General features: G+C 62.2%; 21 protein-coding genes. 12 read left to right on the top strand and 9 right to left on the bottom strand.

The window, feature by feature from the left end; translation table 11 throughout:
* The first annotated feature begins 33 nt into the window (after positions 1-33).
* On the top strand, positions 34-1,137 hold the full coding sequence (locus O3306_RS14435) for a hypothetical protein (protein WP_272008553.1): 1,104 nt from the start codon (positions 34-36) through the stop codon (positions 1,135-1,137).
* A gap of 84 nt (positions 1,138-1,221) precedes the next feature.
* Here O3306_RS14435 and O3306_RS14440 read toward each other — a convergent pair whose 3' ends face one another.
* The 4 genes from O3306_RS14440 to miaB form a co-directional block, all read right to left on the bottom strand.
* A complete protein-coding gene (locus tag O3306_RS14440; protein ID WP_272008631.1) occupies positions 1,222-2,187 on the bottom strand; it encodes a PhoH family protein in 966 nt (321 codons plus the stop codon).
* 203 nt (positions 2,188-2,390) lie between these two features.
* Positions 2,391-2,690 (bottom strand): hypothetical protein, encoded by a 300-nt coding sequence (locus O3306_RS14445; protein ID WP_272008555.1) that lies wholly within the window; start codon positions 2,688-2,690, stop codon positions 2,391-2,393.
* A gap of 11 nt (positions 2,691-2,701) precedes the next feature.
* Positions 2,702-3,277 carry an OmpA family protein gene (locus tag O3306_RS14450; RefSeq protein ID WP_272008557.1) on the bottom strand — a complete coding sequence of 192 codons (576 nt, stop codon included), beginning with the start codon at positions 3,275-3,277 and terminating at the stop codon, positions 2,702-2,704.
* Between the two features lie 240 nt (positions 3,278-3,517).
* Positions 3,518-4,840, bottom strand: a complete 1,323-nt coding sequence (gene miaB / locus O3306_RS14455; RefSeq protein ID WP_272008558.1) for a tRNA (N6-isopentenyl adenosine(37)-C2)-methylthiotransferase MiaB — start codon at positions 4,838-4,840, stop codon at positions 3,518-3,520.
* A 111-nt stretch (positions 4,841-4,951) separates the two neighbouring features.
* On the opposite strand from miaB, the gene O3306_RS14460 reads away from it, so the two are divergent.
* A complete protein-coding gene (locus tag O3306_RS14460; protein ID WP_272008560.1) occupies positions 4,952-5,833 on the top strand; it encodes a glycosyltransferase family 2 protein in 882 nt (293 codons plus the stop codon).
* 130 nt (positions 5,834-5,963) lie between these two features.
* On the opposite strand, the gene O3306_RS14465 is transcribed toward O3306_RS14460, so the two are convergent.
* Both O3306_RS14465 and O3306_RS14470 read right to left on the bottom strand, forming a co-directional pair.
* Entirely contained in the window at positions 5,964-6,755 is a 792-nt protein-coding gene (locus tag O3306_RS14465) for an enoyl-ACP reductase FabI (RefSeq protein ID WP_272008562.1), read from the bottom strand.
* Between the two features lie 4 nt (positions 6,756-6,759).
* Positions 6,760-7,989 (bottom strand): beta-ketoacyl synthase N-terminal-like domain-containing protein, encoded by a 1,230-nt coding sequence (locus tag O3306_RS14470; protein ID WP_272008564.1) that lies wholly within the window; start codon positions 7,987-7,989, stop codon positions 6,760-6,762.
* Positions 7,990-8,279: 290 nt separating this feature from the next.
* On the opposite strand from O3306_RS14470, the gene O3306_RS14475 reads away from it, so the two are divergent.
* The gene (locus tag O3306_RS14475; RefSeq protein WP_272008566.1) at positions 8,280-9,176 is read left to right on the top strand and encodes a DMT family transporter; all 897 of its coding nucleotides are present in this window, start codon (positions 8,280-8,282) and stop codon (positions 9,174-9,176) included.
* Between the two features lie 54 nt (positions 9,177-9,230).
* On the opposite strand, the gene O3306_RS14480 is transcribed toward O3306_RS14475, so the two are convergent.
* Together O3306_RS14480 and fabA are read right to left on the bottom strand one after the other, a co-directional pair.
* Positions 9,231-10,067 (bottom strand): c-type cytochrome, encoded by an 837-nt coding sequence (locus tag O3306_RS14480; protein ID WP_272008568.1) that lies wholly within the window; start codon positions 10,065-10,067, stop codon positions 9,231-9,233.
* 286 nt (positions 10,068-10,353) lie between these two features.
* Entirely contained in the window at positions 10,354-10,863 is a 510-nt protein-coding gene (gene fabA, locus O3306_RS14485; protein ID WP_272008570.1) for a bifunctional 3-hydroxydecanoyl-ACP dehydratase/trans-2-decenoyl-ACP isomerase, read from the bottom strand.
* Between the two features lie 185 nt (positions 10,864-11,048).
* Here fabA and irrA point away from each other — a divergent pair, with 185 nt between their 5' ends.
* Positions 11,049-11,468, top strand: a complete 420-nt coding sequence (gene irrA, locus O3306_RS14490; RefSeq protein WP_272008572.1) for an iron response transcriptional regulator IrrA — start codon at positions 11,049-11,051, stop codon at positions 11,466-11,468.
* A gap of 170 nt (positions 11,469-11,638) precedes the next feature.
* A complete protein-coding gene (locus tag O3306_RS14495; protein WP_272008574.1) occupies positions 11,639-12,625 on the top strand; it encodes an NADPH:quinone reductase in 987 nt (328 codons plus the stop codon).
* 38 nt (positions 12,626-12,663) lie between these two features.
* Here the strand turns inward: O3306_RS14495 and O3306_RS14500 are convergent, their stop codons facing one another.
* Positions 12,664-13,092, bottom strand: coding sequence for an FKBP-type peptidyl-prolyl cis-trans isomerase (locus tag O3306_RS14500; protein WP_272008576.1), 429 nt, complete (start codon positions 13,090-13,092; stop codon positions 12,664-12,666).
* Positions 13,093-13,330: 238 nt separating this feature from the next.
* Between O3306_RS14500 and O3306_RS14505 the strand changes: the two genes are divergently transcribed.
* The 7 genes from O3306_RS14505 to O3306_RS14535 all read left to right on the top strand — a co-directional run bounded on the left by O3306_RS14505 (position 13,331) and on the right by O3306_RS14535 (position 20,029).
* Positions 13,331-14,017 (top strand): haloacid dehalogenase type II, encoded by a 687-nt coding sequence (locus tag O3306_RS14505; RefSeq protein ID WP_272008578.1) that lies wholly within the window; start codon positions 13,331-13,333, stop codon positions 14,015-14,017.
* Positions 14,017-14,853, top strand: coding sequence for an alpha/beta fold hydrolase (locus O3306_RS14510; protein ID WP_272008580.1), 837 nt, complete (start codon positions 14,017-14,019; stop codon positions 14,851-14,853). Before O3306_RS14505 ends, O3306_RS14510 begins: the two co-directional genes overlap by 1 nt.
* Positions 14,850-15,836: a threonine ammonia-lyase gene (locus tag O3306_RS14515; protein ID WP_272008581.1), complete on the top strand. Its 987-nt coding sequence runs from the start codon at positions 14,850-14,852 to the stop codon at positions 15,834-15,836. Before O3306_RS14510 ends, O3306_RS14515 begins: the two co-directional genes overlap by 4 nt.
* Entirely contained in the window at positions 15,833-17,035 is a 1,203-nt protein-coding gene (locus O3306_RS14520; RefSeq protein ID WP_272008583.1) for an endonuclease/exonuclease/phosphatase family protein, read from the top strand. The genes O3306_RS14515 and O3306_RS14520 overlap by 4 nt, the downstream gene beginning before the upstream one ends.
* A 1-nt stretch (position 17,036) precedes the next feature.
* Positions 17,037-18,206 (top strand): 4-hydroxybenzoate 3-monooxygenase, encoded by a 1,170-nt coding sequence (gene pobA, locus O3306_RS14525; protein ID WP_272008584.1) that lies wholly within the window; start codon positions 17,037-17,039, stop codon positions 18,204-18,206.
* The gene (gene pcaD, locus O3306_RS14530; protein WP_272008585.1) at positions 18,206-18,994 is read left to right on the top strand and encodes a 3-oxoadipate enol-lactonase; all 789 of its coding nucleotides are present in this window, start codon (positions 18,206-18,208) and stop codon (positions 18,992-18,994) included. The genes pobA and pcaD overlap by 1 nt, the downstream gene beginning before the upstream one ends.
* Positions 18,995-19,108: 114 nt before the next feature.
* Complete coding sequence (locus O3306_RS14535; protein WP_272008587.1) at positions 19,109-20,029, top strand: DMT family transporter; 921 nt, start codon at positions 19,109-19,111, stop codon at positions 20,027-20,029.
* The last annotated feature ends 4 nt before the right edge of the window (positions 20,030-20,033 follow it).

Below are 20,033 nucleotides of genomic sequence, written 5' to 3' on the forward strand. Positions count from 1 at the left end.
AGCATGGGATAAATCGACCAAAGGCGGCCTGCATTGCTACGACTCATCTCGATCAACCTGATCATTTTTGCCTGCCTGATCATCGGGCTTGAGTTGCTCTTTGGCACATGGTTTTCCAGCACCCACGCGCTGCACCAGTTTACGAAACCGCGCAATATCGCGCTGGAGCGGCCCAACCCGCTGGGTGACGAACCCGCAGTGATCCATTACACCCGCGACGCCAACGGGTTTCGCGGCCTTGCGGCGGATGTGTCCGAGATCGACCTGCTGACCGTGGGCGGCAGCACCACCGACCAGCGCTATCTTGACGACAGCGCCACCTTTCAGGCGCGGCTGGCGGCGAGTTTTGCAGATGAGGGACGGCAGATCGCCATCGCCAATGCCGGGATCGACGGTCAGTCCACCTTTGGCCATATCGCGAATTTCGAAGCGTGGTTCAATCGTATCGACGGGCTCGCCCCGCGCTACATTCTATATTATGTCGGGATCAACGACGCGCTGATCCTGTCGTCCAAACCAGAGTTCGACGTGATCGAAGCCTCGGGCAAGCTGCGCCGCCTACAGCTCTTTATTCGCGAAAAATCAGCGCTCTACCAGCTATACCTCATCGCCAAACAGGCGATGCGTCCCCCCGAGGAAAGCCACCAGTTATCGCATGCCAACTTCGCGCTGCCCGGCACGCCGCTGACAGATACACCGACCCTCGCACCCGATGCATTACAGGACCCGGACGTGACCCGCGCGCTGGATACGCTCGGGGACAATATCGCCACGCTCGCCCGGTTGACGCGCGAAATGGGCGCGGTGCCGATATTTGTCACCCAGCGCAGCACCGCCTGGACGCTAGAGAATGGCAAGGTGGTGGGGATAAAACAGATCTCACCGGGTTTCCTGAACCGCTACACAGCCCGTTTCGGGCCGATCAACGGGGTCGATGTGCACGCCGTCGAAAGCCGCATCGCCGATGCGATCCTCACCGCGTGCAGGGCAGCGGATGCGGCCTGCTTCGACCTAATGCACGAGGTCACGTTCGATCTGGGCCGCGATTTCTATGATGAGGTCCACACCAATGCAGTCGGGGCCGAGGTCATCGCCGCCTATCTGCATCGAAAGCTGTCAGAGCTCGAAGGGTTCTGATCCGCCCCGAAAGCCAGAGTGAAAATCATTATTCTCCCAACGCTTAACTGGTATAATTAAAGCGCCACTTGAACGTGAAACCCCTCAGCTATCGGCCTCATACGCTTTGATGATTGCCGCGACCAGCGGATGCCGCACAACGTCCTTGGCGGTAAAGTAGTTGAAACTGATATTCGGGATCGCCGACAACAGCCGTTCGGCGTCATGCAGCCCGCTCGGCACCCCGCGCGGCAGGTCGATCTGGGTCCGATCGCCAGTAACCACCATGCGGCTGCCCTCGCCCAGCCGCGTCAGAAACATCTTCATCTGCATCGTCGTGGCGTTCTGTGCCTCGTCCAGCACCACGAACGCATTTGACAGCGTCCGTCCCCGCATGAAGGCCAGCGGCGCAATCTCGATCTTCTTTTCCTCGATCAGTTTGGCCAGTTGCTTGCCCGGAAGGAAATCGTTCAGCGCGTCGTAGAGCGGCTGCATATAGGGATCGACTTTATCCTTCATGTCGCCCGGCAAATAGCCGAGCTTCTCTCCGGCCTCGACCGCAGGGCGGCTGAGGATGATCCGGTCCACATGCCCTTCGATGAACATCGAAACCCCAACAGCGACCGCCAGATAGGTCTTGCCGGTACCCGCCGGGCCAATCCCGAAGGCCAGTTCGTTCGAGAACAGCGACCGCACATAGGCTTTCTGTGCATCGGTGCGCGGCTCCACCAGCTTTTTGCGGGTCTTTATCTCGACCCGCCCGCCCTGAAACATTTCCAGCTGATCACCGTCTTGCACGCCAGTATCAGCTTCCGTGCCGCCCATACGCAGCTCACGGTCGATATCGCCACGCTCGACCGCGCGACCGGCTTCGAGCCGCTCATAGAGGGCGCGCAGCACATCGGCCGCCTCCACCACCTGCGCTTGCTCGCCATGCACCGCAAGCTCATTGCCCCGGCGCAGGATCTGCACACTTAGCGTCTGTTCGATTTCGGCCAGATTGCGGTCGTGTTCACCGCATAGATCTATCAACAGGAAATTGTCGGGAAACTCGACGATTTGCTTGTGCATCGCGTCGCTTGCGTTGGCTTCGGGCAGCTCGGCTCGGGTCAATCAACTCTCCGGGATTAGGTCTGGCCTGAATTGGCATTTCGGATGGTGACAAGTTGCGGCGGGGCGCGCAAGCGCCTCGATGCGGCAACCACGCTCATGGCACGAAAAAGCCGCGAGCAAACAGCTCGCGGCTTTGATGTTTCTCAGTGCGGGCCCCGCGATCAAACCGGGTCCGATACAGGCGAGCCGCGCTTAAACGCACCGGTTGCCGTGTTCGGCGGCGCAGTGCCAGAGCAAACCGGCTTGCCGTATTTGTCCAGACGCTGCGACAGGTAACCTTCGATCCCGTCGTCGATGATCCAGTGATCGCACCCGTTCGGGTCAATCCATATACCGGCCTTGAGCTGGCTCAGGTGCTTCGAGTCGAAGCCCCGGTCAACAGTCTTGTCTTTTTTCGGAGCGTCACACCCGGCGACGACGACGGCTGCGCATAGGGCAACAGCGAGTTTAACAAGTTTCATGTATCGCCCCCCTAGCGAATGCAGATGATTTCGACGCGGCGGTTTTGCTGCATGCCCGCGGCGGTGTTGTTCGATGCTTTCGGCATCCGCTCACCATAACCGCGGACATCCGCGATGCGCGCCCCGGTGCTGGCCGCGATGCGTGCCACAGAGTTGGCCCGGCGCAGCGAAAGATCCATGTTGTACTGATCCGATGCGCGGCTGTCGGTGTGGCCGGTTATGATATAGGACACCGCCCCGGTTTTCTTGAAGAAATCCATCAGATACCGCTTGCCCGAAGGGCTGATCCGCGCGCTGTCTGTCGCAAACAGCTGATCGCTGTTCATCACACCGCAAACATTGCCCCGGCGGCAGACCGGAATGCCCTGGCGGTTGGTGTGCGGGCTCATGTAGCCTTCCCAACCGTCATCCATGACCCAGTGTTCACATCCGTCCGGATCGACCCAAATCGTTGGCGTGTAATTCTCACCCACAACCGTTTTCTGCTGGGCCAAAGCCGCCCCGCTCGAAAACACGATACACGCACCCAGAGCAGCGGCAGCTATCCCCCCCAGAGCGCTGCGACATGACTTCGTCAGTCTCGTCATCACAGCCAAATTCCTTCTTCTGTTCCCCCCATTGGCCTGCTCGGTTTTTCCGGGCCTGCCAATGTCGTAAATTATCGTTCAACCTTAGCAGCTTTGCCCGTGTTGTGAAGCACTAATAAGGGAGGAATCCACCCAGAAGAACCACCTGTGGTCCCTCTAGGCCGGACATTCACAACATACAGGGGCCATGCGCGTGGATCTTCGCCCGGCCAGAACCAGAGACGATTCGCCAGCTCAGTCTTAAATCAGCACGCCGGCAAGCGAATTGGCGCCGCTTTCGCTGATCCGGACCCGCGCGATATCGCCTGGCCGGATGTCGGGTGCCACCACATGCACCGCATGCAGATACTCGGACTTGCCCACCATCTGACCCGGCTGCCGCCCCGGCTTTTCAAAGAGCACGCTGACCTCGCGCCCGACCATGCTTTGCTGCACCTCACGCTGCTGCCGGGTGAGCAATGCCTGCAGGCGTTGCAGGCGCTCATCGGCCACGGACGGGTCGACCTGTGCGCGGTTGGCCGCAGGCGTCCCTGGACGGGTCGAATACTTGAACGAATAGGCGGTGCCGTAGCCCACCGCCTCGATCAGGCGCAATGTGTCCTCGAAATCGGCATCCGTCTCTTCGGGAAAGCCGACAATGAAATCCCCTGACAGCAGGATATCGGGGCGTGCCGCCCGGATCCGTCCGATCACATCCAGATAGCTTTGCGCAGTATGTTTGCGGTTCATCCGTTTGAGAATGCGGTCGCTGCCCGACTGCACCGGCAAATGTAGGTAGGGCATCAGCTTGGCGCAGTTAGCGTGCGCTTCGATCAGGTCATCGCTCATGTCATTGGGATGACTGGTGGTAAAGCGGATGCGCTCCAGCCCATCGACCTCGCTCAGTGCCCAGATCAGCCGCGCCAGCGACCAGTCGCCACCTTTTGGCCCGACCCCGTGATAGGCATTCACGTTCTGCCCCAGCAGCGTGATCTCGCGCACGCCGCGCTCGACCAGCCCGCTGGCCTCTTCCAGGATGCGGCCTGCCGGGCGACTGACCTCGGAACCGCGGGTGTAGGGCACGACGCAGAAGGCGCAAAACTTGTCACACCCCTCCTGCACGGTCAAAAACGCCGTCGGTCCACGCCTGGCCTTGGGCCGCGCCTTCAATGCCTCGAACTTGTCCTCTTCGGGGAAATCGGTATCGAGCGCCTTTTCCCCCTTCGCCAGCCTTGCTTCCATCTCTGGCAGGCGATGATAGCTTTGCGGGCCGACCACCAGATCGACCAGGGGCTGACGGCGCATGATCTCCTCGCCCTCGGCCTGCGCGACACAGCCTGCGACGCCGATCTTCAGATCCGGCCGCGCGTCCTTCAACTCGCGGAACCGCCCCAACTCGGAATAGACCTTCTCGGCGGCCTTCTCTCGGATATGGCAGGTGTTGAGCAGGATCATGTCCGCGTCGGACACGTCGCGCGTCTCGACATAGCCCGCCCCGCCCATGGCTTCGGCCATGCGTTCGCTGTCATAGACGTTCATCTGACAGCCATAAGTCTTGATATAGAGCTTCTTGGGTGCGGACATGGGCTGCGCCTCTGGCTTGCGGTTTGCAGTGTGTGGGTGCGCGCCTGCCTATACCAGAGAAGGGGGTTCTTGCAATGCACTGCGATTTGCCCGAATCTGCCGCAAAACAACATGAGGCAACGCGTGCAATTCACCGGACTTGAAGATTTCACCGCCCGAGGCAAGCCCGCGCTGGCAAAAGGACCGATCGCGCTCGTCTTCGTCGAGGACGATACCGAGATCGACACCACGCTGCGCCACCATCACGATGCGGGCTTTCGCGCGCTGGTCGTGTTCATGCCTGCGGAATTCACACTGCCCGACGACGTGGCCGAGCAGACAATGCGCGTCGATTTCGACCTCAGCCGCGGTGACAGCGCCTTTGCCGCAGTCAACGCGGTGATCAAGATGGCCCCCGGCGAGTGGCTTTATTACTGTTACAATGCCGAATACCTCTTTTACCCGTTCTGCGAGACCCGCACCGTCGGCGAAATGCTGGCCTATCATAGTGAAGAACGGCGCGATGCGATGCTGACCTATGTGATCGACCTTTACGCAGGCGATCTCGACGCGCATCCATCCGCGGTTTCGCTCGAAGACGCACATATCGACAAGTCAGGCTATTATGCCTTGGCGCGGCTTGATCCGAACAATCACAACCATCCAAAGGAACGCCAGCTCGATTTCTTTGGTGGCCTGCGCTGGCGCTACGAGGAACACATTCCCGCCCCGCGGCGCAAGATCGACCGCATCGCGCTCTTCCGCGCCAAACCGGGCCTGACGCTTCGCGAAGACCACACGTTCAACGACGAGGAATACAATACCTACGCCTGCCCCTGGCACAACAATCTGACAGCCGCCATCGTGTCTTTCCGGACCGCCAAGGCGCTCAAACGCAACCCCGGCTCGACCTTCGACATCCCGACCTTCAAATGGCACAATTCGACGCCCTTCGAATGGCACTCACGCCAGTTGCTGGACCTCGGCCTGATGGAACCCGGTCAGTGGTTCTGATGCGAAATAGCGTCTTATCTAGATGAATATCCTCACCGAAGGCACAGATTTTTCGGCGAAAAACCTATTTGCCGCTCGCATGTTCGGCGCAACGTCTCCTTAGATTTTTCACAGAACAATCTCGGGCTTGTCAGAGGTTTTCAGCCTGCGGCATTCCCAGCACATGAAAACCGCCATCGACGCGGATGATTTCGCCGGTCGTGCAGGCCCCCGCATCCGACGCCAGGTAGACCGCCGTACCACCCACCGCCTCCAGCGTGGCGTTGGCACGCAGTGGCGCGTTCATGTCGGTGTGCTTGTAGGTCTTGCGCGCGCCGCCGATCGCCGCGCCCGCCAGTGTCTTCATCGGGCCGGGGCTGATCGCGTTGACGCGAATGCCATCAGGCCCAAGGTCGTTGGCCAGGTAGCGCGTGGCGCTCTCCAGTGCCGCCTTGGCCACGCCCATGACATTGTAGTTCGGCACCACCCGGTTGCTGCCCTGATAGGTCAGCGTCAGCAAGGTGCCGCCATTTTCGCGCATCAACGGATGGGCGCGCCGCGCCACTTCGATGAAGGAATAACAAGAGATGTCCATCGAATGCTTGAAATTGGACCGGCTGGTGTTCAGGAACCGGCCGGTCAATTCCGCCTTGTCGGAAAACGCGATGGCATGAACCACGAAATCGATTGTCGGCCAGCGGTGCGCCAGCCCCTCGAACGCGGCATCAAGCGAGGCATCGTCGGTCACGTCCACATCCACGAGGAAATCCGACCCGACCGATTCGGCCAGCGGCGCCACGCGCTTGCCGAATGCATCGCCCTGGTAGGTGAACGCCAGTTCCGCCCCCGCCGCGTGCATTTCGCGGGCAATGCCCCACGCGATGGAGCGATCATTCGCCACCCCCATGATCAGGCCGCGTTTGCCCCGCAGTGAATTTGTCATGCAATCATCCTTGGTATTTGCTCAACAGCATCGAGCCGTTAGTGCCACCAAAACCGAAGGAATTGGTCATGACCGTATCGAGCCCGGCTGCGTCCACCGGCGCCGTCGCGATTTCGGCCGGGTCCAGTGCCGGATCCAGATTGTCGACATTGATCGACGGGATGATGAAATCATGCTCCAGCGCCAGCAGGCAATAGATCGCCTCCTGCGCACCCGTCGCGCCCTGGCTGTGGCCAGTCATCGACTTGGTAGAGCTGATCGGTGGCGTCGTTCCCTGCCCGAAAACGCGGCGGACGGCCTCCACTTCGCCAACATCCCCGACCGGCGTCGAGGTGCCATGCGCGTTGATGTAGCTGACGCTGCGCCCTTCGGGCAGCGTGCGCAACGCGGCGCGCATCGCCCGTTCGCCCCCCTCGCCTGACGGTGCGACCATGTCAGCACCATCCGACGTGGCGGCAAAGCCGGTGACTTCGGCATAGATTTTCGCACCGCGCGCCACTGCCCGTTCCAGGCTTTCCAGCACCACGATGGCACCGCCGCCCGAGATCACGAACCCGTCGCGGCCCGCGTCAAACGCGCGGCTGGCGCTTGCGGGGGTGTCGTTATACTTGCTCGACATCGCGCCCATCGCATCGAAAAGGCAGGATAGTGTCCAGTCCAGCTCTTCTCCGCCGCCCGCGAACATCACGTCCTGCGTGCCCAGCGCGACCTGCTGTGCAGCCATGCCGATGCAATGCAACGAGGTCGAGCAGGCTGAAGTGATCGAGAAGTTCATGCCCTTGATCTGGTAGGCCGTCGCAAGATTGGCGCTCACGGTCGAGGACATGCATTTGGGCACCGCAAAGGGGCCGATCCGCTTGGTCGCGCCGGTTTTCAGCACGGTCTGGTGCGCCAGCAACATGGCACTGGTAGACGGCCCGCCCGATCCCGCGATCAGCCCGGTCATGGGATTCACGACTTCCTTTTCCGTCAACCCCGCATCGGCAATCGCCTGACCCATCGCGATATGCGCATAGGCACTGCCCGGCCCCATGAAGCGCAGGGTGCGCTTGTCCACATGTTCAGCCACATCAATATCCACCGCGCCCGCAATCTGGCTGCGGAACCCGTGTTCGGCCATCGCCTCATTGGCGGTGATCCCCGATTTCCCCTCTCGCAGCGAGGCCAGAACTTCCTCGGCGTTGTTCCCGATCGACGATACGATCCCGATCCCTGTTATGACCACACGGCGCATAGGCAAACTCCCTCATCGGTTCAACGTCTTGTGTAAGGCAGGCCGGGGCAAAGGGGCAAGCAGATTGGGCAGAGATATGAAGGAAAGGCTGAAGGCCGGGGCGTAAACTGGCACGATCTGACGCATGGTGCCGCATAACCGTCGCCCCCGCTCCAATATCTGCCCTCGGTGCCCGGCAGCTTTGATCATTGACGGACCGGGGCGGTTCAGGCATCGGGAGGTTATCCCAACCTCGGTTATCTGGCGGCACGTCCGTCGCCGTCGGGGCGGCAACTTGCATCGGAAAACCTGTGGCGACTGAGATTACGACGGACCGCAAGGCCAACCTGCTCGGCAGTATCTGGATGATTTCCGCAATGGCGATCTTTGCCATCGAGGACGCATTCATCAAGGCCGCATCCGTAACACTTCCTGTCGGACAGATCCTGATCATCTTTGGTTTCGGTGGCGCAGTCCTGTTTGCCTGTCTGGCACGCCGGAACAATGAATCCCTTTTCATCCGAGAGGTGGTCTCACGCCCGATGCGTATTCGCGTCGTCTTCGAAATCATCGGCCGGTTGTTCTACACGCTTGCCATTTCCTTGGTCCCGCTATCCGCAGCCACCGTGATCCTGCAGGCGACGCCGCTGGTCGTGGTCGCCGGGGCGGCATTGGTTTTTGGCGAAAAGGTCGGCTGGCGCCGTTGGACGGCAATTGTCATCGGATTGGCCGGGGTTGTCATCATCGTCCAACCCGGCACAGAGAGTTTCTCGATGCTTTCGATCCTGGCGATTATCGGAATGATGGGATTTGCCGGGCGCGACCTTGCCAGCCGTGCCGCGCCAGCAGCGCTCAGCACGTCGCTGCTGGGGTTTTACGGCTTCCTGGCAATCATCATCGCCGGCGCGTTGTTCTCAGTCTGGCAGGCGGCCCCGTTCGTTCAACCCGGTATCGAGGTTTCCTTCTACCTGCTGGCGGCGGTGCTGGCTGGGGTGTTCGCCTATTCGTGCCTGATGAAGGCCATGAGAATCGGAGAAGTGTCCGCCGTGACCCCCTTCAGATACACCCGGCTGCTGTTCGGGTTGGCATTGGGGATCGTGCTGTTCGGCGAAAGCTTGAGCCTGTCGATGCTGATCGGGTCAGGTCTGATCGTGGTCTCGGGGCTGTTCATCCTTTGGCGCGGCAAGCAGATCACCGCGCCAAAGTAAGCACCATAGTGGGGCCTGAGCATGCGCGTTCAGATCGGCAGAGGCCTCCGCGATCTACCCCGCATCGGGCAAGGGCGGAACCGTCCGAAGATACAGGATGATCGCTGCCAGATCCTCGGGCGTGATGTTGGCAAAGTATCCATAGGGCATCGGTGGCAGCATCGTCCGGCCATCGGGATGTTTGCCTTGGGTGATCATCATGCCGAGTTCGGCATCTGTGTAGCCCGCCAGACCATCAGGGCTGTTGGTCAGGTTCGGCGCAACCGATATCCCCCAAGGCCCTTCAAACTCGCGCCCGCCGCGGCCCAGATCGGTCTCGAATAGATGACCCTCCGGGCCAAGGGGCGTGTGGCATTCTAGGCAATGCGCAACCGTGGCCAGGTATTTTCCATATTCGACGCTGACTGTATGCGGCACATCCGGAACGCTCCCCACAGGCGGGCCGTATGAGGACGGCACCGGGATGTGGTAGATCGACTCTGGAACCGCCTGCTCTACCGCTGGAAGGCTGCGCAGATAGGCCACGATCGCGGCCAGATCGGTATCCGATATGTGGCGGTAAAACTCGATTGCCATGGGCGGGCGAATGACCGATCCATCGGGTCGAATCCCCTCCCTGATCGCCAGTGCCAGTTCCGCATCCGACCAACCGGCAACCCGGCTGCCCGGCGAGATGTTGGGAACATGTACTGTGAATTCGGGCATGGCGATGACAAACCCGCCCGCCATTTCCATATTTGCAATCGGGCCGACCGGGCCTTTTGGCGTGTGGCAATTGCCGCAGCCCATTGGCCCCTGCACCAGATATCGCCCGCGTTCGAGCGGCGTTTCCGCGGCAGCACTCCCCGCGATGCACACACTTGCCACAAGCGTAAACAGAACCGATTTCATGATGATCCCCGCGAATCTACGGCTCAGGCGGATGCGCCTGGCTCAGGCCGGAATCATATCATGACGCTACGTAAAGAAGAGTGCAGAACGCGACATAGTGACGCCGCTGATTTCGGGCGCAGCTGCGAGGGATTGCCAATGCCGGACGCGGGCCGACGGGACGCCCCGCGACTGTCGCAAATGGATGGTAAACTATGAAACCGGGCCGGAAACCCGCGTGATCGCCGCCCCGGACCCCGGTCAAGCGTGGTCGGGCAACGGAGCGGCGGCAGACAGGCCCGTCGGCTCAGCTCTCGCTCAGCGCCACTTTCATGTCCTTGACCATGTAGATCACTTCGCCATCGGCCTCCACGATGCCATCGGCAACACCCATGGTCAGCCGTCTTGTCTGGATCGCCTTGGTGAAGTCGATCTTGTAGGTCAGCATTTTTCGGTCGGGGCGCACCATGCCGGTCAGCTTGACCTCGCCCACGCCCAGCGCATAGCCGCGCCCGGGCCAGCCGCGCCAGCCAAGGTTGAACCCGGTCAGTTGCCACAGCCCGTCAAGACCCAGACAGCCGGGCATGATCGGATTGCCGGGAAAATGGCACTCGAAGAACCATAGGTCCGGGGTAATATCGAATTCGGCCACCACATGACCTTTGCCATGCGCGCCGCCGTCACCCGAGATGTCGGTGATCCGGTCCATCATCAGCATTGGCGGCTCTGGAAGCTGCGCATTGCCAGGGCCGAAAAGCTCGCCCCGCGCACATTTCAGCAAATCGTCTTTTCCGAAGCTGCTCGGATAGTCGGCCATTCGCACGGCTCCCTCTTGATTGGTGGCAAGTCCCAATCCCCCCTCTAGCACCCCGGCGCGCGACCATGCAAGCCCGTGAAACCGCGCCCGTCACGCGACAACAGACCGGTCAAAATGCGATTTTCATTTGAAATTCATCCGTTCTGCGCCATATGGTTACGTGAGAGAAACGAATGCAGGCACCAATGTCACCTAAGGCGCTGGAACGAGGATCAGACTGGTTGATGGATGCGGGGCTGCGCCCGACGCGGCAACGCGTGGCGCTGGCGGCGTTGCTGATTGGCGACGGCCAGCATCGGCACGTGACCGCAGAGAGCCTGTTTTCCGATGTGCGTCGCCTGGGTGAGAGTGTGTCGCTTGCCACTGTCTACAACACTCTGCGCGCCTTTTGCGATGCCGGGTTACTGCAAGAAGTGATGGTGGACGGTGCCAAGAGCTATTTCGACACCAACACCCATGATCATCCGCATTTCTTCTGGGAAGACGAAAACCGTCTGAGCGACGCGCCCGCAGACCAGCTTCAGATCGTCCGCCTGCCGGATGCGCCCGAAGGCGCGGAAATCGCCTCGGTCGATGTGGTGATCCGCCTGCGCCGCCGCCACTAACCCGCCAACCATCTCAAAGCTCCGCCCGACATCGCGGCAACTCGCCCGGTGATGGGTCGCCCCCTCTTGGCCAATGGCTCAAACTGCTGAGCGCCCCGCGACCTGCTCTTGCGCCTTGGCCGCCAAGCAGGTTCATAGGCACATACAGAACAATGCAAGGAGCCTCTGACATGCGCGCCATCAGCTACGACCGTTTCGGCCCCGCCGCCGAAGTCCTGCAACTGGGCGACATGGAACTGCCCGCCCCCGCCCCGGGCGAGGTGCGCGTCCGCCTGGCTTGGTCCGGTGTGAACCCGTCAGACGCCAAAGCCCGCGCAGGCACGCGACCCGGCGTGACAAAACCGGCCTTCGACCGGATCATCCCCCATTCCGACGGCGCGGGCGAGATTGACGCGGTGGGGGACGGCGTCGATGCCGCGCGGATCGGCCAGCGGGTGTGGATCTGGAACGGCCAGTGGCAGCGCGCCTTCGGCACGGCCGCCGAGGCAATCTGCCTGCCCGAGGTTCAGGCCGTGCCCCTGCCCGATGGCGTAGACATTGCCGCAGGCGCCACGCTGGGCATTCCGGGGCTGACGGCGGCGCATGCGGTGTTTGGCGGTGGAAATGTCGCGGGCCAGACCCTGCTGATCAGCGGCGGCGCAGGGGCTGTCGGGCACAATGCTGTGCAACTGGCCAAATGGGGCGGCGCCAAGGTCATCGCAACCGCGCGAGGCGACGGCCTGATGCGCACAGCCGAGGCCGGTGCCGATCATTGCCTCGACTATACCGATCCGGATCTGGCGGCGCAGATCGTCTCGGCCACGGGTGGCAAAGGTGTGGACCGGGCTGTCGAGGTGGAATTTGGCCGCAACGCCGCGATGCTGGCCGAGGTGATGCGACCGCAGGGCACGATCTGTGCTTATGGATCGGGTGCCGAGATGACGCCTGTCCTGCCGTTCGGGCCCTATCTTTTCAAGGCGCTCACCCTCGATATCGTGCTGATTTACATCCTCGACGCCGCGCCGCGCACCGCCGCGATCCATCGTCTGCACGAGGCGCTGTTAACGGGCGCGCTGCGCCCTGCGATTGCCGGAACCTATCCGCTGGCAGAATGCGCCGCCGCACAGGACGCGGTGATGACACCGGGCCGCTCGGGTGCCGTGCTGCTGGAGATCTGACGCAGGGTGGGTAGAAACCCACCCTGCCCCGACATCGCTCAGCCGATTGCGACCAGCTCAATCGCGAAGGTCAGATCCTTGCCCGCAAGGAAATGATTGGCATCCAGCGTAACATGGGTGTCTGTCACCTCGACCACCGTGACCGGCATTGCCTGGCCTTCGGGCGTCTGCACCTGCAACTGCGTGCCTAGGTCCAGCGGGATATCGGCGGGAATGCCCTCGCGTGGCACCTGCTGAAGCGCGGCTGGATCCGGCTGGCCATACGCATCGTCCGCAGCCACTTCGACCACCTTCTTGTCGCCCAGGCTCATCCCGGGCAGTGCAGTGTCCAGTCCGGGAATGATCTGACCCGAGCCGACCTCGAATTTCAGCGGTTCGCGGCCATCGCTGCTGTCAAAGACAGTCCCGTCTGCCAGCGTGCCGGTATAGTGAATGTGTACGGTGTCACCCGTTTTTACTTGCGTCATGAATGCTCCGATCTTGGGGAATTTGCCCTCGCCTGCGCATTGCGTGCGTCTGGCGGGGCATCAGGAATTGACGAGGCCGCGGCGCGCGCGGGTTCTCGATGGCGAATCCCAAAGACGCTAACGTCGCATCCGCCAGTTTGCAAACAGACTGCCATGCGGACACCGGACCGTGAACCAAATCACCCTTTTCCCGCTCTGCCATCCATGCCAGTCTGCATACTGACCCGCGGAGGACACAATGCCCATCACCACCTGTATATTCGACGCTTACGGCACGCTTTTCGATGTGGCTGCTGCCGCCCGCACGGCTGCGGCCGAGCCGGGCCGCGCGGCCTTTGCCGCCCATTGGCCGCAGATTGCGCAGAACTGGCGGCTGAAACAACTGCAATACACCTGGCTGCGCGCGGTCATGCAGCGGCACACCGATTTCTGGCAGGTGACGCAGGACGGGCTGGATTGGGCGCTGGAGGCTGAAGGGCTGGAAGGCGACGTGGAACTGCGCGAGCGGCTGCTGCAACTTTACTGGGAGTTGGAAGCCTACGCGGAAGTGCCGGCCATGCTCCGCACACTCAAGGACGCGGGACTGAATACCGCGATCCTGTCGAACGGATCGCCCGACATGCTGGACGGCGCGGTGAAATCGGCAGGACTGACCGACCTGCTCGATGATGTGCTGTCAGTCGAGGATGTGGGCATCTTCAAACCTGCCGATGTGGTCTATGACATGGTGGGCAAGCGCTTTGGTTGCGCCCGCACCGAGGTGCTCTTCGTGTCGTCAAACGGCTGGGATGTGGCGGGTGCCGCGGGCTACGGGTTCAACACGGCCTGGGTGAACCGAGCGTCCGAGCCTGTGGACCGCCTGCCCGCACGCCCGGCCCATATCCTGAACGATCTGACCGGCATCCCGGCACTGGCAGGCGCCTGATGCCCAGATTTCTGTCCAAGGGCGGATTGACGCTGCATTACGAGGATGCGGGTGACGGCCCACCGGTGCTATGCCTTGCGGGCCTGACGCGCAACAGTGCCGATTTCCAGTTCCTGTTGCCGTTTCTGCCTGACTACCGGGTGATCCGGCCGGATTATCGCGGGCGCGGCCAATCGGACTATGCCAATGATTTCATGACCTATTCCATCGCCCAGGAAGCGCAGGACGCCATTACCCTGCTCGACCATCTGGGACTGGACCGCGTCACGCTTATCGGCACGTCGCGCGGCGGGTTGATCGCAATGCTGCTGGCCCACATGGCGCCCGAGCGTCTGAGCGGCGTGATCCTCAACGATATCGGCCCCGAAGTCACACCTGTCGGCATCGAGCGGATCATGGACTATGTCGGCAAGGAGCCGAACGCGCCCGATCTCGACACTGCCGCCACCACACTGCGCGCAGTCAATGCCGATGCCTTTCCCGGCGTGTCGTTTGATCGTTGGCGCGTACAGGCCGAGATGATGTTCTATGAAAAAACCGGCGGCGGCCTTGGGCTGCGCTATGACCCACGGCTACGCGATGCGTTGGTGGGTCAGGCCGGTGCCGGCCCCGCGCCCGACCTCTGGGCGCTCTTTGATGCTTTGGCAAAACTGCCGCTTACCGCCATTCGCGGCGCCAATTCCGATCTGCTGAGCGTGGAGACATTTGCGAAAATGCAAGAGCGCGCGCCCGGCATGCACACCACCACTGTACCGGATCGCGGGCATGTCCCCTTTCTTGACGAGGCCGAGGCACTGGCGGCGATCCACACCCATCTGAAGGCCCACAGCACATGAGCAACATCGAAATGATCCGCGCCGCAGCAACCCGGTTGGAGGGGCATGCACGCCGTACGCCGATGCTCGGTTCGCCCTTCCTTGACGAGATCGCCGGGCGGCGCGTGCTGATCAAGCCTGAGTGCCTGCAACATACCGGCAGTTTCAAATATCGCGGCGGGCGCTCTGCCGTCTCGGCGCTAGATCCGGAAGTGCGCGCCAATGGTGTCATCGCCTACTCCAGCGGCAATCACGCGCAGGGCGTGGCGCTGGCCGCGCGCGAACATGGCGTGCCTGCGGTGATCATCATGCCCGCTGACGCGCCGCGCATGAAAATCGACAACACACGCGCGCTCGGCGCCGAAGTGGTGCTGTATGATCGCGTCAATGGTGAAAGCCGTGAGGCCATCGGCGACACGCTCAAAGCCGAGCGCAACCTGACCCTGATCCGCCCTTACGATGATCCGCAAGTGATCGCGGGCCAAGGCACCGCAGGTCTGGAGATCGCCGCGCAGGCCGCCGAAATGGGCGTGACGGCAGGTGATGTTCTGGTTTGCTGTGGCGGCGGCGGCCTGACCTCGGGCATCGCCATGGCACTGGAGGCCGATGCGCCGGGCCTGCGCGCCCGCCCTTGCGAGCCGCAAGGTTTTGACGACACCAAACGCTCGCTTGCCTCCGGGCAGATCGAGACCAACAAATCGCAATCCGGCAACATCTGCGACGCGATCCTGACGCCCGCGCCGGGGCAGATCACCTTTCCGATCATGCACCGCCTCTGCGGGCCGGGCATAGCCGTCACCGAGGACGAATGCCTGCACGCCATGGCCCTTGCCTTTCAACGGCTCAAGCTGGTGGCCGAGCCGGGCGGCGCCGTGGCGCTTGCTGCAGCGCTTTTTCACCCCGACGAGATCGAAGGCGATGCGGTGGTCTGCGTCATCTCCGGCGGGAATGTCGATGCGGATCTGTATCAGCGCGCGCTCACAGCCTATGGGGGCGTCACATGACCGAATTCACCATTGCCAGTTTCAACGTCAAGAACCTGATCGGACCGGACAAGGAATATTACGAGTTCCAGACCTACACCCCCGAAGAATACGCGTGGAAGGAAGACTGGTTGGCCGACCAGTTGCTGACGCTGGACGCGGATATCATAGGCTTTCAGGAAATCTTTGAAGAGGCCCCCTTGCGCACTGTCATCGACGAGGCCAGCCGCCGCGCCGAAGTGCTGAATGCCGCCTCTGTCCCGGATCGTTCCAAGCGCTATCATCGCAAGGTCATCTTTCGCAAGCTGGCCGCCACCGGCTATGCGGATGCGTCGCTGGCCTATGCGCCCAACTCCGCCGATACCGGCGAACCGGGCAAGCGCCGCCCCGGCGTGGCGATCCTGTCGCGCATGGGCTTTGCCGGAACACCCGAGGTCATTCAGGATCTGGCGCAACCGCTGGTGATCCCGTTTCAGCCCCTGCGCGGGCTGGACGGCGAAGCGGAAGCCGGTCATTTCACCCTGCGCCGCCTGTCGCGCCCGATCCTCAAGGCGCGCATCCCTGTAGGCGAGCAAACTGTCACTGTCTTCAACTGCCATCTCAAGTCGAAGCTGGGCGAATACATCAAACCCGCCGGCGCGGATTTCGCCCCCGAGGCGGATCTGACCCGCTACGATCCCGTGGGCCGCGCATTGGGGTCGATGCGCGCCGCTTTGCGCCGCATGGCCGAGGCGTGGGTACTGCGCACCGAGATCGTGGCCGAACTGCGCGCCGGACACCCCGTGATGGTGCTGGGCGATTTCAACGATGGCGAACACGCCACCGCGTCCGAGATTATCGCCGGTGAAGTCCCGTTCAAGAACTACCAGTGGATGTTGCGCCACGACGCGCACACCCGTGACGACCGCTACACAGCCGAGGAATCCCGGCAGATCACCGAAGATGTCGAGGCCGTCCGCCTGCATTCCGCCGAGAAGCTTTTTGTCCGCAAATCTCTACGTGATATGGTTTATACGTCGGCCTTTGGTGGCGTCTATGAAAGCATCGACCAGATTTACCTGTCGCGCCATTTCCACCCTGATTTCGACGCGCGGATCGGCGACATGGAATATTTCAGCGTCTTCAACGACCATATCACCGATGGCAGCCACCCCGAGGCACCCTATAACAAGCTGGCCTCGGATCACGGGCAGATCATGGCCCATATGAGGCTGCGCTGAGATGCGGTGCCAGGTGGCAATCATCGGTGGCGGGCCTGCCGGATTGCTGCTGGGGCAATTGCTGCACCGGGCCGGGATTGACACGGTTCTGCTGGAACGCCGCAGCCGCGACCATGTGCTGTCGCGCGTCCGCGCGGGCGTGTTAGAGACCGGCATGGTCTACCTGCTCGAGGCGGCGGGTGTCGGCGCACGCCTGCGCGCCGAAGGGTTGATCCATGACAGTGTGCGCATTGTCTCGGACAGCACCGATGTCAAAATAGATTTCAAGGCACTGACGGGCCGGCACGTGGTCATTTACGGACAGACCGAAGTGACCCACGATCTCTACGCGGCCCGTGACGCGGCCGGTGCCGTGACACTGCACGATTGCGATGCTGTCACGCCCTGCGATATCGATACCGACGCACCTTACGTGAGCTTCACCCATGACGGTCAGGCGCAGCGGCTTGATTGTGACCTGATCGCGGGCTGTGACGGCTTTCACGGTCCGTCTCGCCACGCGATCCCCGCCGAGCACCGCACCGAGTTCGAGAAAACCTATCCCTTCGGCTGGCTCGGCATCCTGTCGCAGACGCGGCCCGTCGGGCCTGAACTGATCTATGCCAACACGGCGCGGGGCTTTGCGCTCTGCTCGCAACGCTCGCCAGAGCTCAGCCGCTACTATGTGCAATGCGCGCTTTCCGACAGCCCGGACGACTGGACCGACGCGATGTTCTGGGACGAGTTGCGCCGCCGCCTGCCCGCGCACGTGGCAGAAACCCTGATCACCGGTCCCTCGATCGAGAAATCCATCGCGCCGCTGCGCTCCTTTGTCTGCGTGCCAATGCAGTGGGGGCGGCTCTACCTCTGCGGCGATGCGGCGCATATCGTACCACCCACCGGGGCCAAGGGGTTGAACACCGCCGCCAGCGATGTGGCCTATCTCTTCGACGCCGTGCATAAATACTACGATGCAGGCGATGAAACCGGACTTGCGGACTATTCCACACGGGCGCTGGCGCGAGTGTGGAAGGTCCAGCGCTTCAGCTGGTGGTTGACCAACCTGCTGCACCGTTTCCCCGACCAATCCCGGTTTGACATCGAAGTGCAACAGGCCGAACTGGCGTTTCTGAGCGAAAGCCACGCCGCGCAGACTGCGCTGGCCGAGAATTACGTAGGATTACCCCACTGATGCCGATGCTCGATCTTGATGATATCTCCCTGCACTACCGCGAGGATGGTGATCCGGACGGCGCGCCGGTGATGTTCCTCAATTCGCTGGGCACCGAGCTTAGCCTTTGGGACGGCGTGGTGGCGCATCTGCCACCGGGTCTGCGCCTCGTGCGGGCCGATCTGCGTGGGCATGGGCGGTCAGGTTGTCCGCCCGCGCCCTATCCGATGGGCGCGCTGATCCGCGACGCCGAGGCGCTGCTGGATCATCTGAACATCCGGGCGGCGGCTGTTGTCGGGCTGTCGATCGGCGGGATGATCGCGCAGGGATTGGCCGTCAAGCGGCCCGATCTGGTGCGCGCACTGGTGCTGTCGAACACCGCCGCCAAGATCGGCACACCCGCGCTGTGGCAGGACCGTATCGCCGATCTTGAGCGGCTCGGCCTCGAGGGTATCGCCGACGCGGTGATGGAACGCTGGTTCGGGCGCAGTTTTCGCGAAACCGGCGCGCACAAACCGTGGCGCGAGATGCTGGTGCGCCAGCGCGCCGAGGGCTACAAGGGTTGCTGCGCCGCCATCGCGGGCAGCGATTTCTACACGCCCACCAGCGGGTTGCGCCTGCCCACGCGGGGCATCGCAGGGGCCGAGGATCGCGCGACCCCGCCCGATCTGGTCCGTGAAACCATCGAGTTGATCCCCGGCGCGGAAATGGTCCTGATGCGTGGCGTGGGCCACCTGCCCTGCGTCGAAAAACCGGCCGAATACGCGGCGTTGCTGGCGGAGTTCCTTGAACGCGCAGGCCATCTCTGACCGCAGCCGCGCTGCGGTTTCGGCCCGAACGCGACCCATCCTGTCGCACCCGACTGAGCACCGCCCCCCGGCGCGGCCACACTGGAGCCAGACCGAACCAACGGAGAAGCACCAATGACCGATACCGCCCTGCCCCAGATCGTCCCGCGCCGCAGCTTGGCGATGGGAATGATGGTGGTAGGCTCCATCGCCATCAGCTTCAGCGGTCTGGTGCTGCGATTCATGGAAGAGGCCGACGCCTGGCAGATCGCCTTCTACCGCTCCTGGGCGGTGCTCGGTATGATCATCCTGGTCCTGCTGGTGCGCTACGGGCGGGCGATGCCGTCGCGCATTCGCGCGGTTGGGCTGCCGGGGCTGATCGCCGGCGGGTTCATGTCGGTCTCGACCATCAGTTTTCTGCAATCCATCACCAATACCACGGTTGCCAACACGCTCTTCATGATGAGCGCGATCCCCTTCATCACCGCCTTGATCGCGCGCGTTCTACTGGGCGAGAAGCTGCGTCGCGCGACCGCTCTGACGATGATCGGCGCGATTGTCGGCATCGCCGTGATGCTGGCGGGCAGTGTGGGTGGCGGCGGGTTCTATGGCAATGCCATGGGTTTGGTCACCGCGCTGTGCTTTTCTGGTTATGCGATCACGGTGCGCCGCCACCGCGAGATCGAGATGCTGCCGACGGTGCTGATCGCCGCCACCATCGTGATCTGCATCAGCGGTGTGGTTCGCTGGGGCGATCTGTGGGTGCCGCCTGCCGATGTTGCGCGCGCGCTCTTTCTGGGTGGGGTTTTGTCGGCGCTGACCAACGTGCTGTTCATCGCCGCATCGAAACACCTGGTCGCGGCCGAAGTCACGCTGTTCATGCTGCTGGAATTCGCAGTCGGACCTGTCTGGGTCTGGCTGATCATCGCCGAAGTGCCCAAGGATACAACCATCATTGGCGGCGGCATCGTGATCGCAGCGGTCGCCTTGCGCGCCCTGAACGAGATTGCCCAGAGCCGAACGCGGCGCGCGCGCCCCGCGATCCGGCCGCATTGAAGTG

Origin of the sequence: Roseovarius sp. ZX-A-9 (assembly GCF_028369135.1) — a bacterium.
Classification (GTDB): domain Bacteria; phylum Pseudomonadota; class Alphaproteobacteria; order Rhodobacterales; family Rhodobacteraceae; genus Roseovarius.